A 15,777-nucleotide genomic window follows, 5' to 3' on the forward strand; every position below is an offset into this window, starting at 1 on the left:
TGTTTTGTATTTAATACAAACCTAACTAAGAAAAACAGCTTGAAGATATAGCAAATAAAACAATTCTTGAGTTTTAAGTATTTATATAACCGTCTATTTTTAGCTGAATCATCTAAGTAAGTGTTTTTTTAGTATTTGAAAAGTATATATACTAGCTACAACCTACAATAAAAAAAGTAATGTCAGTACCAGAAGAAAGCAAAAGAAGAAAAGTGAATAAAAATTATTTTATGAGTTAATGGTGCTTTATGGCTAATAGGTTTTTTAGGGAGCATAAAAAAGATAAATACATCAATGGGATGTATTTATCTTAGTATTTGTGTGCATTAGTGGATCTTATTGCTGTGACCAACAGTTACCATTTGGTTGGTCATTGATATTGACCCAAAAGCGTTTGTTATTGACTTGTGAGCCGATATTACCAAATGATTTAAAGTTCCAGTGTCGACCATTATGAAACTCTGCAACTTCCCAGCCTTTACCAAATTCTTTTTCACAAACTTGGTTAGCCTTATAAAGTTTATCTAAACCGGCAGTTGCTGGTGCAATTGGTCGAGTGGTTGCAACCACTTGTTTTGCCCATTGGTTATACTGATTAGGTGTAGACACTGAGGCAGGTTTATCTAAAGCGAGTTTTTTTCTGCACAAGATTGGTAATTTGGTTTTACACATGGTATCGCCTTTGTATGGGTTACATTCATTTGCGCCATTACTGTAACCACAGCCGACATGTACCACGCCAGTAATACCATCTACACCATGCTTACGCCATGTCATGCCTTTTTTATCCGATTCACAAGTTATTTGTAACTTGAGCAAGGCTGATTGAACTTTAGTATCATCCTGAACATAAAAACTAAAGCGTTGATTGCTTGTTAAACTATTAAGCAGGTTCCTGCCATTAGGTAAGCTGGCTAAATTGTAGCTAAGGTTTTTGCTTTGGTTCATTGAATTGCTAGATGACCAAGGTCTCACAGAGTATATGCTTTGACCATTTTGTGCGATACCAAAACTATCGTTTGTTGGTATATTTCTTCCATTAGGTTTTATTCTGACATTAAATTTAGCACCAGTGACAGAACAACCCTTTTTTACTTTAAAACGCATGGTTTCTAAAAACATACGGTCCATTTGAGAGTTGTTATATCCAGCAATCCATCGACCGTTAACTTGCGAAGGGTAGTTCCATGTTTGCTGTGGAAAATCAGCTTGTAATGGTTGGGTAGTGCTACTGGCATTTTTCGATATGGTCTGTGTGGTTGTTTGAGCAAACACAGCAGCTGAAGAAAATGCAGAAACTAAAATGACTGTTTTTATTGCTAGTTTTTTCATGGCAGTATTCCTTGTAAAGTGTTGTTTAATTGTTCGTTAAGTTAAGTCCTTCATTTCGATACCACTAGAATTTAATAATAATTTCAATCACATTTTCAGGTAACTGTAGATATCTACAGGTAGGTCTGCTCATTCAAACATGATAATACTAGTTAGATTTAAATCTAAAAAATAATGTACACTAAAATCTATATCTGACAAAAATTAGGTAGCATGAAGGGATGAAAAGACTACTTGTTTATATATGCTTAATGTTTATGGTATTAATTACTTGCTCATTTAGTTGGGCAGGTGGTACAAGTAAGGTATTGCCAAAATATTGGCAGTTTTATCAAACCAATGACGCTAACTTGCATTACTCTGATGTTAAAGAAAGCAAATGGCAGCCTGTTGATGCGAGTAAGGTGTTAAGAACGAATCCCAAAAATGGAATTTATGGCTGGTATCTCATTAATTTTGATATCGATGATGTTCATAATACAGATGATGAAATAAATGATCAGGTGTCACTATTTATTAGTAGAATCCGCCATGCTGATGAAACTTGGATAAATGGTAAAAAAATAGGCGGGGTTGGAAAAATTGAGAAACCTTGGGAGTTAATTGGTAATAATCCCAAAAACATGCCCAGAAAATACCCTGTCCCACGCAATCTACTAAAAAATGAAAATAACCTATTAGCGATAAAAGTGAGTCTCGGCTTTGCGAACTCTTGGGGAGCGATGCAGCCAGGCAGTGTGGGGCTTAATGCCAAAAGCATATTTTTTGCTAACAAAGCAGATGTCGATGCGTATTACCAAAAAACAGTGCTGCAAGATGTAATTTTTGATACATGTTTGATTCTGTTGAGTTTGGTTAACATGTTTATCATTATATTTTTATTTAGACGTTCTATTCATAATTTTAGAGAGTTTGGGTGGTTGTTTGTTGATAGCGTGGTGTTGTTGGGTAGTATTTTTTTGTTGGATATTACCAATGTATTAAAAATTTCGATTCCTTATAGTGGTTATCTGTTGATGTTGTCGATATTTCTGACACCACTCGTGGTTGCCATGTATTTTTGGTCAATGTATCAAAACATTCCCAAAAAACAGGTTACCGTCATTTTTTGCTTAGTGCTTTTTTGCTCTCTTTCTATGTTTTTGCCTATTTTTTCTGAGGGGCAAAAACATGTCTTATGGATTAGTTGGTGTATATTCCATGCTTTTTTATTACTCTACAGTTTGTTATCGGCCGTCATTGGTGTAAAAAATAAAATGATAGGCGCAAGGGCACAGCTTTTTGGTATGGTTATTTTTATTTTTTCAATTCGTACACAATGGTTACCAACTGACCTTTTTACGCATAGAAATGTTGTGATTGGTTCACTGATTATGCGCTATGCTTTTTTGTTTTCTTATTTTCAGCGCATCAATCAAATGAGCTATGATTATAAGCGTTTATCACAACATTTACTTTCGACCATTGAGCAACATAAACAAAACATTGCCAGAGACTTGCATGATGACTTAGGGCAACGTTTATCAGCGATAAAGTTACGAATGCTGTTGCTGTCTGGTGACAATAAGCAAGCGTCTATAAACTACATTAAAGATGAAGTAGATGCTACCATGGGTGCTGTACGTGAATTAATGCAAGGGTTACATCCGTTTGTACTTGAAGAACATGGCTTTGCAACCGCATTAAAAGTCGAGTCGCAGCGGATTGCTAAGCTTTATAATGTCGATATCTCATTGCAGGCAGAAGATATTGAATTAGATTTTGAGAATAAAAAACATCTTTTTAGAATTTTTCAAGAAACCGTTAATAATGCAATAAAGCATGGGCAGGCCAAGCATATACAAGTTAAATTGTATATGAAAAAGCAGAGACTATTTTTTACGGTAGTAGATGATGGCGTTGGTTTTAGTGTTAATGTTAATGATTCGCACATTGCTGGCAGAGGATTTGGATTGATTAGCTTAAAAGAAAGAGTCGCGATTTTGGATGGGCATCTTTTTATTACGTCGCAGTTAAATCAAGGTTGTAAAGTTAAAATATGGTTACCGATATCCTCAACGAGTCACTAAGGACAACTGACTCGTTGAGACATTGTATAATTATATGATCTGATTTTTTATGGCAAAGGTTACGGCTTGCGTACGGTTTGATACACCAAGCTTTACAAAACAGTTGGCTAGATGAAAACATACCGTTCTTTCAGTGATGCCCAGTTGATGGGCAATTTGCTTATTTAAGTCGCCATTAATAATACATTTAAGGATTTCCCGTTCACGGTTAGTAAGCTTAATATCTGTGGAATGATTTTGTAACTCGCTAACGGTTTCTATTAAGAACGGAGAAATAAACTGACCGCCAGAGTTTACCTCTTGAATGGCTTCTAGCAAATCTTCAAAGGCATTGTCTTTTACAACATAACCATTTAATCCCAGTTGTAATAGTTGGTTTGCTCGATAGGCATCATTGAGCATGGTTAAAGCAATGACCTTGGTATCCATCTGATTATCTTCAATAAATAGAATGAGCTCATCAATAGACGTGCCTGGCATTGATAAATCTACTAATGCAACATCAGGTTGGAAGGTTTTTATTAATGACAAAGTATCTGAACCATTATTGGCACTGCCTTGCAGCTCTGTCCATGGTAGTTTATCAAACAACACGCTTAGCCCATCTAAAAATATTTGATGGTCGTCTGCAACAATAAGCGTGATAAGAGAGTGACACATTGCAAAGATACTTTTGGTTGTTATGGTTAATGTAACGCTAAAATCAATTTGCAGCGTTTAAGTGTTAGTTAAAGAAATTTAAAGTGGTATAGCAAGTTATTAATAATACTGGAGATAATTAATTAATCTTAATCTCTTTTATCCTATCACATGCGTGAATAGCTTGTATAATTATCCCTTAAAATAATACGGCCGTTATTTAATAGTGGTTATTTAAGCAAAAGATACTCAAGAATTTTTTGATAAGATAGGCTTAGTGGTTCAAACTTTTAAGCCAATATGACCAAAACTGCCCCAATTACAATCAGCATTAGCCCTAGATAATCATTTCTACCAAGGTTTTCTTTAAACCACCATACCGAGATGGCAAGTGTAAAGAGTACCTCAATTTGCCCTAATGTTTTCACCAAAGCCACACTTTGCAGGCTCATAGCGGTAAACCAACCAACAGAACCCAAGAAACTAAATAGGCTAACTAAAGCGGTTAGTTTTTTTCTTTTATATAACATTTTAAGTGTATGAGCATCAGTAATGGCTAAATAAGTTGTTAATAACAGGGTTTGTATAAATAAAACAAAAAATAACGTCCAACTGGCACTGATGACAAAGTTTTGTCCAAAGTCATGACGCAAGATGAGGGATGACTCACGAATAAATAAAGAACACAGGGCAAAAAACAGACCACTGGCTAATCCAATAGCAATTGTTTTTATAGAGAGTTGGCTGTCATTTTTGGATTGGGGATTATGGCTAAGGCTCATTAACCAAACAGCAATACCACCAATGATAACCCCCAGTAATGCGGTTGAAGATAAAGGTGCAGCAAAAAATATTGCCCCTAATGTTGCTGCAATTACGGCTTCACTTTTTGCAAGCCCAACGCCAATGGCATAGTTACGGGTTTTAAATAGCATAACCATAAAGATAGTTGCCATAATTTGGGTAATGGCAGCAATAAAGATATAACTAAAAAATTTTGTTGAGAACTTGGGTATACTAGCAGAGGGATAATACTGATATAGGCACCACAAGTAAATGACCGCGAGCGGCAAAGCAACAATAAAGCGGGCCAGAGTGACACCCGTGGTATTAACAGAGTGGCGTAGCTCTTTTTGCAGTGCATTCCTCCATGACTGCATAAAAGCTGCCATAATAGTAAATGGTATCCATAAAAGGCTCATTGTGTTAATCCAGCGTTGTGATTGGTCTATTTATGGTACTACGGGCAAAATTATAAAAAAAGTTAATATATTTGATTTTACCCATAACTTAAATTAATATTTCTTTTTTACATGACCTGATATTAAGCACTTGATATATGCACATTCTAAAATTAGTTAGTAAGCACAGCACCATTTTAATGCCTGTCGCGAGTATTATTGGTTTGCTCTTCCCCAATATATCTAACGCAATATTACCTTGGTTACCGCAAATATTGTTTTTTTTAATGTTCTTTACTTTGCTGGGCATCGCTCAGTCAAGCTTATTGGCGACGCTTAGCAAAAAAGCAGTTTGGCGATTTGCATTTTTACAAAATATTTTAATTACGACCATTGTAATAGGGCTGGGCTATGTTTTTGGCATAGAGTCTAATTTATTATTAGCCCTAGCAGCGGTTGGGGCAACAGCGCCGCTATTTGGTAGTGGTGCGATTGTTAATGCCATGGGGTTTGATGCCTTATTGGCAATGGCAAAAACGATTGCTGCCACGTTAATTATGCCGTTAACGTTATTTATTGTGTTAACTGTATTGGCAGAAGAAGGTGCGTATTTAGATATTGCCGAATATGGTAAACGGCTGCTAATTTATATTATTACGCCAATGTTGTTATCTATTGTTGTAAAAAAGCTGTTACCGGATTATTTATTACGTAAATATTATCCAAAAATTGCTCAGTTTAATGTGCTATTGGTGCTGGCTTTCCCGTTAGGGTTAATGGGAGGATTTAGACAAACCTTTGATAATAGCCCTACACAGGCAATACAGTTGTTATTAATGGCACTATTGTTAGTGATGTTTATTTTTGCATTAACCTATTTATTACACCGCCATCAAGGCAAACAAATGGCAGTGATTGCAGCAACGGTGAGCAGTGGTCGTAATGTATTATTGACTTATACTATTGCCATGCCATTTTTAGGCACCTTGTTTTTACCACTTATTGGTGCGTTACAACTGCCTATGTTTTTTACGCCATTTTTTGCTAAAAAGTTATTAAATAATCAAAATAAGTCGTAATGGTTTACGGTATCTAAAAAGCTTTATGCAAGGCTGTTTTTGTTGCTAACTTTTATGCTGGTGGTGCTTTTTCAAACACGAGGCTGACTGCATTTAAATGATGACGATGTTTACGAAATACTTTACGCATGGCAAGTATTCGTTGACGTTCCTTAGCGTGAGTTAATATATTAAACCCTATTTTTAATGTACCAAACAGACCTTCATCTGCTATTAATCGTTTGGGTTCTAATAATGCCATTGTATTAGTTGCCGTTGCTTTTGTTGTAAAACCTTGTTGCTCAGCCAATTTTGACCATTCAGTAACTGTCAGCGGTCGGGCATTCACCTTAATGACTTTAGAAAGGTCTTTTTGAATTTGCTGCTTTAGCTTATCTGAAATATCCTTTGGCTGTAAGCCTAATTCATGAATACCATATAGCCCACCAACTTTTAATATTCGATGGGCTTCTTTAATAATTGCTATTTTTTGCTGGTCGGATTGCATGGTTAACATTGCCTCGCCATAAACTTTGTCATAAGTGGCATTGGCCAAAGCGGTGTTAGAGGCATTGGCAGTAATAATATTGCAGTGATTAGTAAAGTTGCTACTTTGTTTAATATTTTGCAAGGCAATTTTACTCGCCTCTGGATTTAACTCAACCCCTGTATAGCTGCTTGGCTTTTTATCCAGGGTCATTTTTGCGGTTAAGCCAAGCCCAGGGGCAAATTCAACCACATGATCATTGCTGCTGATTGAAAGGTTACTAAGCATTTTTTTTGTTAGATCTTTACCACCAGGGCGTAGTACTTTTTTACCCATTTTAGCAAGTAACCAATGCCCTTGGGCGTGATTTGATTTTTTGTTAACTTTACTGTTTGTTGTCATCACCTGCTCCTAGATTTTTTGCAATAATAGTCGCAAAGCGCAATGCAATCGGATTACCATTTGCATCTAAACGATGTAAATATCCAACATTCTCATTATATTTTTTGATGTGCCAATGCTGATAATAAGTCGACAGTTCATTACTTTTTAAACCAAACTTAAAGGGCAATAAACCTTGGTAATTGGATAAAGGATAGTCGTTGGTATCCATGGCACAAACGATGACATTGTAGCCACCCGCCTGAGTATGACTTTGCATGGCGGCAATTACTTCTGCTATTTTGTCTTCGTCAATAAACATCAAAACAACCGTGGCAACTACAAGATTATATTTTTTAAGCTGTAATTCATTTCTCTCGCCAGTATTATGCAGGTTGGCAATATGTGCTTGAATATCGGCTAAGTCTTCTTGTTCAATAATGTGATTTAGCTTGTTAATGGCATTTTCGTTTTTATCAAATGCAGTGACATTAAAGCCATTTTGTTGAAGATAAAGCGCATTACGTCCGCCACCACAGCCCAAATCAAGGGCAGATAAACCTGAAAATGATGTGTTGGGGTTGTTTTCAGACTGCATAATCTGTAAAGTTTCAATGACTTCAGAATGGGTGGTCGAAAGATTGTATTTTTCTTGATAAAAGCTATCAGGCTGGCAATAAAAAGCTAACTGACAACGTAAGTCATCTGTTAAGGGTTCAACCTTATGCCATGCCTGTGGCTTAACAAAAGGGATGTTACTTTTTTTATCAAAAATAAAAATATCCGTAATTTTGCCCGCTTCATCCATCGCATAATACTTAAGCTTACCTGAAAAAATGGTTAATTTTGCCCAAGTCCCAACTTTGGTGTTGTGTTTTTTGCGGAATGCGGTAGGTAAGCTATTTATATCCCATTCTGGCATGGTTTTGTAGCAAATTAAATCATGCATGCTCTTTTGCCTATTGTTGAGTTTATCGTTGCACATATTTTGTATCTGTCATATTAAAAAACAGTATCAAAATTAAGCGCAGCAACTAGGGTGACTGTTAAATGAGCCATCCTATATTTTAATTTACAAGCTCAAATTCAATATAGGTTTGTTCATCATGTTTGCTTTTATAAGCTTTTTCCATATCTGTATAATGTTTTAAAGATAAAGATACGTTTTTATTTGTTTCATCTGTTTTATCTGCTATGTCTTCATAAAACATAACCAGATAGTCATCTTTAAATTGTCCTACCCAGCGTCTCTCACCAAAGTGGTGGGTTAGTTTTTGATAAGTTTTATCCGATAAAATAATGTGACTGTCACTAATAGTAATGTTTTGTGTAGCTTCTGTGCCTTGGTTTTGTTTGCTAACAAAGTTTCCTGCTAAAGGTAGAATATCTTGAGGTTCGGTTGTGTCTTTTTTGCTATAGATATTCCAACCGTGGTCAGCGGTTGCATTATCGTCTGGGTAGGCAAAGTCTAACGCTTCTTTGATGCCTTCATCACCTTTGCTAGCACATTTATGTTTATAAATGGTTATCTGTTTGTTTGCATTTTGCGTTACTTTAAAAAACAATACATAAACAACATCATCATCTGCCTTACCAATCCATTTTTTTTTCGTACTATCATAAGATACTTTATGCATACGGTAGTTTGTGCTATGCGCTTTACCACGCATGCGATAATCAATAAAGTCGTTAGCAAAAACATGAATAGAGGTTTGCTTGATTGGACCTAAATAAAACGTCCAAATGTATTCACCGGTTAAATCAAAGTTATCATTTTTTATGTGAAAGGTATTGGTAGATTTTACGACCGACTGTTTGGTTTGTTTTTTGATTTTTTTGGTCTTAAAAAAATAATAAGTACTCACTGAGGCGGCCAATAGTAATAACTTCTTCATTAATTTTTCCTCATAATTTTTTATTAATATACTTTAACTGGATAGCTCGACAGTTAAAACATGTATAACGCCTTCTTTATGTTTAAACTTTAGTATAAATCTTGATGATAACGTTGCTCTTTCACTAAATCCTCTATAAACGTTTTCGCTTCATCATCATTTAAATCACCATGCTTTTTAGCAATCATCATCAGCGCATTATCAATGGGTTTGCTTAAGTTTGTTTTACTGCCACAAACATATATTTCTGCCTTATTTTCAAGTAACCTCCAAACAACCGCTCCTTGTTGCAGTAAAGTATCTTGTACGTAGATTTTTTCTACCTGATCACGAGAGAAGGCGGTATAAAGCGCAGTTAATCGTCCATCTTCAACACATTTTTTCAGTTCTGTTTGATACAAAAAGTCTTTATCATGATGGCGTTCACCAAAAAACAGGTGAGTTTCGCCCAATCTTTTTTGTGCTAAAAAACCTAAATAAGGCGCAATACCAGTGCCAGCACCAATCATAATAATAGGGGTAGAACTTTTGTTTGGTAAATGAAAATGTGCATTAGAACGTACATAAACTTTAGCGGTTACTTCTGACTGTGTATTATCCAGTGCATGACACAAAAAATAACTGCCACTACCAAAATAGTCATAGCCTTCACGTTGATACTGAACTTCTCGCACACACAAACGAACCCTATTGGGAGATTGTTTGCCGCACGAGGCGATGGAGTATGCTCTGGGCAATTGGGTAGACAAGATATCGAGTAGTGCCTCAAAAGGCATATTTTCAGGTGTGCAATAGTCAGTTAGCAAATCGGCAACATCACGCCCATAGCTGTAATCTGCTAATGTTTTGGCAGCACTCATTTTGGTTAAGGCTTTTAGCGCTTTGTTTTTTGTATGTTTGGCAACGGCACGTATTAAGGGTTTGTTTAGTTGCCGAAGTTCTTTTTCACTTAATAATAATTTTTGCGTATCGCTTAGGTCTTTATAAAAGGTGTTAATACGAGTAATGCTATTTTTATTAGCAGGTGGCATTAAATATAATAAATCGCCTGCTTGATAGTTCATACCACTGCCTGCAATATTTATATGAATATCATAAACAGGGAACTCGCTTTGGTTAATACGTTTTACCGTTTCAATAGGGGCAATATAGTTTTGTTGTTCATTGTAGGCTTTAACCTGTAAGTCAAGCTGTTTCAGTGCGCTGCTATCGCCCTCAAAATACAAAGTGAGGGCATTTGACCATTGCTCAAAAAAATCTTGATAGCAAGTATCAGCATCAACACGCTTACCAATAGAGGTTGCTTTAAGCTGCTGTAACTTTTCATCAATATCAATGGTAAATCCGCAAAATTTGGGGTAGGAGACATCCCCTAGACCAAAAATTGCAAATTGACAATCAATTTGACCGTCATAGTCATAAATGGTGTCAAAAAATTTACTGGCATTACCAGGGGGTTCGCCATCACCAAAACTACTGCTGATAATGAGCAAGATATCTTGTGAGGTTAGCTCTGTGATAACTATATCGTTTAATGGAGATAAAACAGGTTGGTAAGCTAACAGCTTGTCTTTTAATTGCAGTGCAATGTTTTTTGCATTGCCTGATTCTGAGCCGTAAGCGATATGAATAGAATGAGACATGAGTCGTTTGCCTGTGAAGCGTTATAAAACGAGGGTAGGGGCTGCTAAGTTAGCAGACCCTGAGATACATAATAATTAAAGTTTAGTCGTAATATTCATCAAACTGCTCTTTGGCAAATTCAATACTGTCATAGTCGCCCATTAAGTCATTAATAACACGGCGAACACTGATGTATTCAACAATTTCACCCGCTTCATTTTTTATTGGCTGAACTGTCGTATCAACTACATATAAAACACCGCCTTTGCCACAGTTGGGTACAACCCCTGTCCAAATCTCACCTGCTTGGATGGTGTCCCACATATCTTTATAGACTTCTTTTGCAATAGCAGGGTGACGGACGATATTGTGAGGTTGACCAACCAACTCTTCACGAGTAAATCCAGTTAATGTACAAAATAAGTCATTTACATAAGTAATAACGCCTTGTAAATCGGTTTTAGATACCACAAATGCGTCTTTGACTGCTTTTAGTACTTCGTTGTCGATATTTTCCATGACTTGCTCCTTATGGGCTTGGGTTGAGTCCAAAGCAATAGTTGCTATGGTTTTAAAAGTAAAAACTTAATCTAGTGTTTAAACATACATTTAAAATGTATGTTTAATTATACATTTTAAATATGGGTTTGCAATAAAAGTTTTTGTTTTCTTTGCAGAAAGCAACTAACTGCTTGTTAATGAAAATAAAAAGAAATAAAATAAAAGGGTAATAAGGCGAGAATATGAAACTGACTAAACAAACTGATTTTGCACTAAGAACCTTGCTATATTTGGCTAAGCAAAAAACAAACAATCGTATATTTGTACAAGAAATAGCCGATGCTTATGATATGCCCGTTAATCACCTTACCAAAGTTGTTAATAAATTAAGTAGATTAAGTTATATCAACACTTACCGTGGTCGAAACGGTGGCATTGAGCTTGGTCGGACAAAAGAAGAAATTTTAATCAAAGATGTGATTATTGACTTTGAACCATCATTAACACCAGCCGACTGTGAAAACTGTTTGTTGCGTGGTGGTTGCGGGTTAGAAGTACATCTTGCAATTGCTAGCGATGCGTTTATTGACTCGCTAGGCAACAAAAGTTTGGCAGATATTTGCTAAAAGCCATTAAGAAATAAACAGGTTATTGATTTGGGTCTACTTGCAAGGTTAAGTTTGAGAGTAGGTCTGTTGCATTTGATTCATCACACAAAAAGGAAAGCAGAGCATCTGACCACTGTTCAAAAAACGCTTCATAATCAACATCTGCATCTACACGGTTTGCTATCCTATTTGCACCTGCTTTATCAAGTAGCCCATCAACCACCTTAGAAAATCCACAAAAGTTTAAATAATTGACATCACCAATCCCAAAAACGGCATACTGAAAGCCAAATTTTGGTGTATCGGGTTTCATGCGCTGTTGCATTCTAGTTTGTATCAGATTTTGATAAAAAACAGTGGCGTTGTGCGGTGGTTCGCCATCGCCAGTGGTACTAGAAATAACAAACAACAAGGTGTTTTTGTCCCACTGCTGCATGTTTTCAATGAGCAGCTCATTTAAGCAGCCATAATTTGGTTTAAATGCTGCTAGCTTTTGTTTAAGCTCATGGGCTAAAGTGTGTGCGTTGCCAGACTCAGAACCGTAGGCAATGTAAATTTTTGGCATGGGTTATCACTCAATGTTTATTTATTTCTAATATTTTTGTTTTTACCAAAAAATGGCAAAGGTAAAAGTTGATAACTTTTAGTGAAACAATTATATATAAAATAAAAACTCCTGTAGACTGTTTAGCAAATAAATTATTATAAGGAAGTTGCATGCCATCATTTTTAGTAGAAAATGCTATAAAAATAAACCACCAGCAAGCACGTTTTTATCAAACCAAAGCAACAACAAATCACAAGCCATCGGCTCATTTTTATGGTGGGAATGGGTTTGCAGTTGGTGCTTATGAGCCGTTACTAAAGCAATTAGCAGAGGATTTTGACATTAGCAGTTTGGCAATGCGAGGTTATTGGTATGACAAGCCAACCAATAAAAAACTGACTCGCATTGATGATGCTAAGATGTTGATTGCGTTTATTGAAAAAACTTATGATGCGCCTATTATTGGTATTGGACATTCACAAGGGGCAACCGCCACCGCACTTGCTGCTGCCATGCGACCTGATTTGTTTTCGGCCATTTATCTTGTAGAACCAGTCACGTTTACCAAATCACAAACTTTGCTTTACAACCTGATACCAGATTTTATCAAGCTTAAAAAAGAGCCGTTTAAAAGCACCTTAAAAAAACAAAAATACTGGCAAAGTCATAAAGCGTATTATCAGTATTTACGAGGGCATAGGGCTTATAAACGAGTGAATGACGACTTATTGCATATTTATGCTAAAAATAGCCTGACTAAAAGATGTGATGGTGGTGAGGGGTTTGAGTTGCTATTTAGCCCAGAGCAAGAGTTAGCCAGTTATTTTGGTACCCCATTTATTAATGACGCTTTAAAAACGTTAAATAAAACAGATGTTTCCTACCATATTATTAAGGGTAAGCCCAGTTTGTTTATTAATGAAAAGGTACGCAAAAGCTGGCAAAAATTTGTTCCTAAAAATGCCATAACCGTACTGCCAGAGTATGGGCATTTGTTGCCTATTGAAGCACCCAAACTTGTTGCTAAAATCATTAGTGAGCAAAACACTCAGCTCTAATAAATCTACTTTACACGCTTAACGAAACCCTAGCCAAGGTATTAGTATCCTTAGTTTTTTGACCGCATTCGTCACTATATTTGCAGTATACTTTGGGATAGTATATTATTTTTTTGATGAACAATTTATCACCAAGTTTTTGCCAAAACGTGCCTAAATTTGTACTTATTTTATGAGAGCTCAATATGACTTTTGAAAAACCGACGGCAACAGATGCCCCTCTTGTGCAAGTCAAAGATTTACAGGTATCTTTTACGCTTGCAAATAATGAAGAAGTACAGGCGGTAAAGGGCGTTTCTTTTGAGTTAAAACGAGGGGAGACGCTGGCGTTAGTTGGTGAGTCTGGTTCAGGTAAGTCGGTTACCGCTATGTCAATTGTGCGTCTGTTACCACCAAAGATTGCTCACTTTGGGCAAGGCTCTTCTATTATTTTTGATGGGCAAGAAATCATAGGTGCTGATAGAGGTGTTTTACGCACCATTCGTGGTGCTCGTGTTGGTTTTATCTTTCAGGAGCCAATGTCCTCATTAAACCCTTATGTACGTATTGATAAACAGTTAACTGAGGTATTAACAACCCACCAAAAAATTAGCCATGCTCAGGCCAAAGCTAAAGCGGTGGAGATGTTAAAAAAAGTAGGCATTAAGGAGCCTGAACGTCGTCTTAATCAATATCCACACGAGTTTTCTGGTGGGCAGCTACAACGTATCATGATTGCGATGGCTCTATTAAATGAGCCAGAAATGCTGATTGCTGATGAGCCAACGACAGCACTCGACGTTACAATTCAGTCCGAGATTTTAGAGCTGATTCGTGATTTGCAAGCAGAAATGGGGATGGCAATTATCTTTATTACGCATGACCTAGGGTTAGCAGAGCATTATTCAGACCAAGTTTGTGTCATGAGACATGGCAAAATTGTGGAACATGGTGAAATTAAAGCGGTGTTTAATAATCCACAACATGAATACACCAAACAGTTGATTAACTCGGTGCCCGAAGGGCTAAAAGACCCATACCCCAACAATGCAGAAAAACTGATTGAAGCAGACGACATTGAAGTTAAATACCCTATTAAGCACAACTGGTTAGGCAAACCAATTAAGTTTTTTGATGCGGTTAAAGGCATCACCTTTGATTTGCATGAAGGAGAAACATTGGGCGTTGTGGGTGAGTCTGGTTCTGGCAAATCGACCCTTGGGCGAGCTGTGATGCAAATGCTTAATTATGATGGCGGTGTAAAATTTGAAGGAACTGACATTGTCAACATGACTGACAATAAGCGTTTTGATTTAAAGTCTGATATGGCAATTGTATTTCAGGATCCATTTGAGTCGTTATCACCACGGTTAACAATTGGAGAAATTGTTGGCGAATTTTTGGAGGTGCATCGTCCAAAAATGAATAAGCGTGAACGCATTAATAAAGTGCGAGAAATGCTAGAAGAAGTGCGCATGGACCCAAATGTGATTAACCGTTATCCTCATGAGTTCTCGGGTGGTCAGCGTCAGCGTATTGCCATTGCTCGTGCGCTTATTTTAGAGCCTAAGTTTATTTTGCTTGATGAGCCAACCTCGGCACTTGACCGCTCAATTCAGGTGACTGTGGTAGAGCTATTGCGTGAGCTACAGAAAAAATATGGGCTATCTTATATGTTTATTAGCCATGATTTATCGGTTGTGCGAGCCATGTCTGATAATGTGCTGGTAATGAAGGATGGTGAAGTAGTCGAAAGGGGCACAGCGATGGAGATTTTCCATAACCCACAAACCGATTACTGCAAAAAACTGATTAGCTCATCATTTGATTTGTAAATTTGTTAAATTATCGGCATAAAAAACCTCATGCTTTATTAAAACATGAGGTTTTTATATTTATATTATTTACTACAGATGCCTTGAGTTGCTAAATCTAATTTAGAGACATCTTTTTGACCTTGCTTAGTAGGCATAAGTTTTAGGTTGGCACCACCTACCATTAACCCTGGCTTAATATATTGTTTTATATAATAATTGGTGCCTGCCACTGTAGGAACTATTAAATCATTATTACCAAATTCAGATTCGGTAGACACTGTATGTTTAGCATTACCTGCTACTTCTTTATAAAAGAAGATATTTGGTGCAGACTCACCAAGGCATTTTCCATCCACCCATATGTCTTTTTTTAAAGCTTGTCCTATTCCACCTTTTCTATATACATATAGTCCTGCTTTGTTGGCAGTTGGTGCCTTAAACTGTTTAAGAGCATTACTGGTTTTTGCATCTTCTTTTGGGACAGAAGCACAACCAGAAAATAATAAAGTGGAAGTAGCGATGAGAGATAAGAAAATTAAACGCATAATGTATCCTTAAAATTTTGATTTTTATTTATTCACTCACTTCTTTTATAGTAGAAG

15 protein-coding genes are annotated in these 15,777 nt (G+C 36.5%); 5 read left to right on the forward strand and 10 right to left on the reverse strand.

What is annotated here, in order from left to right; all coding sequences use genetic code 11:
- Positions 1–336: 336 nt before the first annotated feature.
- Positions 337–1,332: a hypothetical protein gene (locus tag VH441_RS07630; protein ID WP_434353052.1), complete on the reverse strand. Its 996-nt coding sequence runs from the start codon at positions 1,330–1,332 to the stop codon at positions 337–339.
- 221 nt (positions 1,333–1,553) lie between these two features.
- Here VH441_RS07630 and VH441_RS07635 point away from each other — a divergent pair, with 221 nt between their 5' ends.
- A complete protein-coding gene (locus VH441_RS07635) occupies positions 1,554–3,401 on the forward strand; it encodes an ATP-binding protein (protein ID WP_434353053.1) in 1,848 nt (615 codons plus the stop codon).
- 30 nt (positions 3,402–3,431) lie between these two features.
- Here the strand turns inward: VH441_RS07635 and VH441_RS07640 are convergent, their stop codons facing one another.
- Together VH441_RS07640 and VH441_RS07645 are read right to left on the reverse strand one after the other, a co-directional pair.
- Entirely contained in the window at positions 3,432–4,061 is a 630-nt protein-coding gene (locus VH441_RS07640) for a LuxR C-terminal-related transcriptional regulator (protein WP_434353054.1), read from the reverse strand.
- A gap of 269 nt (positions 4,062–4,330) precedes the next feature.
- The gene (locus VH441_RS07645) at positions 4,331–5,242 is read right to left on the reverse strand and encodes an EamA family transporter (RefSeq protein WP_434353055.1); all 912 of its coding nucleotides are present in this window, start codon (positions 5,240–5,242) and stop codon (positions 4,331–4,333) included.
- Positions 5,243–5,379: 137 nt separating this feature from the next.
- On the opposite strand from VH441_RS07645, the gene VH441_RS07650 reads away from it, so the two are divergent.
- Entirely contained in the window at positions 5,380–6,300 is a 921-nt protein-coding gene (locus VH441_RS07650) for a lantibiotic ABC transporter permease (RefSeq protein WP_434353056.1), read from the forward strand.
- A 52-nt stretch (positions 6,301–6,352) separates the two neighbouring features.
- Here the strand turns inward: VH441_RS07650 and VH441_RS07655 are convergent, their stop codons facing one another.
- The 5 genes from VH441_RS07655 to VH441_RS07675 all read right to left on the reverse strand — a co-directional run bounded on the left by VH441_RS07655 (position 6,353) and on the right by VH441_RS07675 (position 11,184).
- Positions 6,353–7,168, reverse strand: a complete 816-nt coding sequence (locus VH441_RS07655) for a class I SAM-dependent methyltransferase (RefSeq protein ID WP_434353057.1) — start codon at positions 7,166–7,168, stop codon at positions 6,353–6,355.
- Entirely contained in the window at positions 7,152–8,096 is a 945-nt protein-coding gene (gene tehB / locus VH441_RS07660; protein WP_434353058.1) for an SAM-dependent methyltransferase TehB, read from the reverse strand. Before tehB ends, VH441_RS07655 begins: the two co-directional genes overlap by 17 nt.
- Positions 8,097–8,214: 118 nt before the next feature.
- Positions 8,215–9,042 (reverse strand): hypothetical protein, encoded by an 828-nt coding sequence (locus tag VH441_RS07665; RefSeq protein ID WP_434353059.1) that lies wholly within the window; start codon positions 9,040–9,042, stop codon positions 8,215–8,217.
- 89 nt (positions 9,043–9,131) lie between these two features.
- Positions 9,132–10,685, reverse strand: a complete 1,554-nt coding sequence (locus VH441_RS07670; protein ID WP_434353060.1) for a diflavin oxidoreductase — start codon at positions 10,683–10,685, stop codon at positions 9,132–9,134.
- Between the two features lie 82 nt (positions 10,686–10,767).
- Positions 10,768–11,184, reverse strand: a complete 417-nt coding sequence (locus VH441_RS07675; protein ID WP_434353061.1) for a PAS domain-containing protein — start codon at positions 11,182–11,184, stop codon at positions 10,768–10,770.
- 224 nt (positions 11,185–11,408) lie between these two features.
- Between VH441_RS07675 and VH441_RS07680 the strand changes: the two genes are divergently transcribed.
- Positions 11,409–11,792 carry an RrF2 family transcriptional regulator gene (locus tag VH441_RS07680; RefSeq protein ID WP_434353062.1) on the forward strand — a complete coding sequence of 128 codons (384 nt, stop codon included), beginning with the start codon at positions 11,409–11,411 and terminating at the stop codon, positions 11,790–11,792.
- A gap of 22 nt (positions 11,793–11,814) precedes the next feature.
- Here the strand turns inward: VH441_RS07680 and VH441_RS07685 are convergent, their stop codons facing one another.
- A complete protein-coding gene (locus VH441_RS07685; protein ID WP_434353063.1) occupies positions 11,815–12,339 on the reverse strand; it encodes a flavodoxin domain-containing protein in 525 nt (174 codons plus the stop codon).
- A gap of 152 nt (positions 12,340–12,491) precedes the next feature.
- Between VH441_RS07685 and VH441_RS07690 the strand changes: the two genes are divergently transcribed.
- On the forward strand, positions 12,492–13,379 hold the full coding sequence (locus tag VH441_RS07690) for an alpha/beta fold hydrolase (protein ID WP_434353064.1): 888 nt from the start codon (positions 12,492–12,494) through the stop codon (positions 13,377–13,379).
- 185 nt (positions 13,380–13,564) lie between these two features.
- The gene (locus VH441_RS07695; RefSeq protein WP_434353065.1) at positions 13,565–15,193 is read left to right on the forward strand and encodes an ABC transporter ATP-binding protein; all 1,629 of its coding nucleotides are present in this window, start codon (positions 13,565–13,567) and stop codon (positions 15,191–15,193) included.
- 65 nt (positions 15,194–15,258) lie between these two features.
- Here the strand turns inward: VH441_RS07695 and VH441_RS07700 are convergent, their stop codons facing one another.
- Positions 15,259–15,720 carry a DUF2846 domain-containing protein gene (locus VH441_RS07700; protein ID WP_434353066.1) on the reverse strand — a complete coding sequence of 154 codons (462 nt, stop codon included), beginning with the start codon at positions 15,718–15,720 and terminating at the stop codon, positions 15,259–15,261.
- Positions 15,721–15,777 lie beyond the last annotated feature (57 nt).

The sequence above is a fragment of the Psychrobacter sp. HD31 genome, assembly GCF_051097895.1.
Classification (GTDB): domain Bacteria; phylum Pseudomonadota; class Gammaproteobacteria; order Pseudomonadales; family Moraxellaceae; genus Psychrobacter.

Coding starts and splice junctions, on each gene's coding strand:
- VH441_RS07630 (WP_434353052.1), bottom strand. CDS start 1,332: ATGAAAAAACTAGCAATAAAAACAGTCATTTTAGTTTCTGCATTTTCT.
- VH441_RS07635 (WP_434353053.1), top strand. CDS start 1,554: ATGAAAAGACTACTTGTTTATATATGCTTAATGTTTATGGTATTAATT.
- VH441_RS07640 (WP_434353054.1), bottom strand. CDS start 4,061: ATGTGTCACTCTCTTATCACGCTTATTGTTGCAGACGACCATCAAATA.
- VH441_RS07645 (WP_434353055.1), bottom strand. CDS start 5,242: ATGAGCCTTTTATGGATACCATTTACTATTATGGCAGCTTTTATGCAG.
- VH441_RS07650 (WP_434353056.1), top strand. CDS start 5,380: ATGCACATTCTAAAATTAGTTAGTAAGCACAGCACCATTTTAATGCCT.
- VH441_RS07655 (WP_434353057.1), bottom strand. CDS start 7,168: ATGACAACAAACAGTAAAGTTAACAAAAAATCAAATCACGCCCAAGGG.
- tehB (WP_434353058.1), bottom strand. CDS start 8,096: ATGCATGATTTAATTTGCTACAAAACCATGCCAGAATGGGATATAAAT.
- VH441_RS07665 (WP_434353059.1), bottom strand. CDS start 9,042: ATGAAGAAGTTATTACTATTGGCCGCCTCAGTGAGTACTTATTATTTT.
- VH441_RS07670 (WP_434353060.1), bottom strand. CDS start 10,685: ATGTCTCATTCTATTCATATCGCTTACGGCTCAGAATCAGGCAATGCA.
- VH441_RS07675 (WP_434353061.1), bottom strand. CDS start 11,184: ATGGAAAATATCGACAACGAAGTACTAAAAGCAGTCAAAGACGCATTT.
- VH441_RS07680 (WP_434353062.1), top strand. CDS start 11,409: ATGAAACTGACTAAACAAACTGATTTTGCACTAAGAACCTTGCTATAT.
- VH441_RS07685 (WP_434353063.1), bottom strand. CDS start 12,339: ATGCCAAAAATTTACATTGCCTACGGTTCTGAGTCTGGCAACGCACAC.
- VH441_RS07690 (WP_434353064.1), top strand. CDS start 12,492: ATGCCATCATTTTTAGTAGAAAATGCTATAAAAATAAACCACCAGCAA.
- VH441_RS07695 (WP_434353065.1), top strand. CDS start 13,565: ATGACTTTTGAAAAACCGACGGCAACAGATGCCCCTCTTGTGCAAGTC.
- VH441_RS07700 (WP_434353066.1), bottom strand. CDS start 15,720: ATGCGTTTAATTTTCTTATCTCTCATCGCTACTTCCACTTTATTATTT.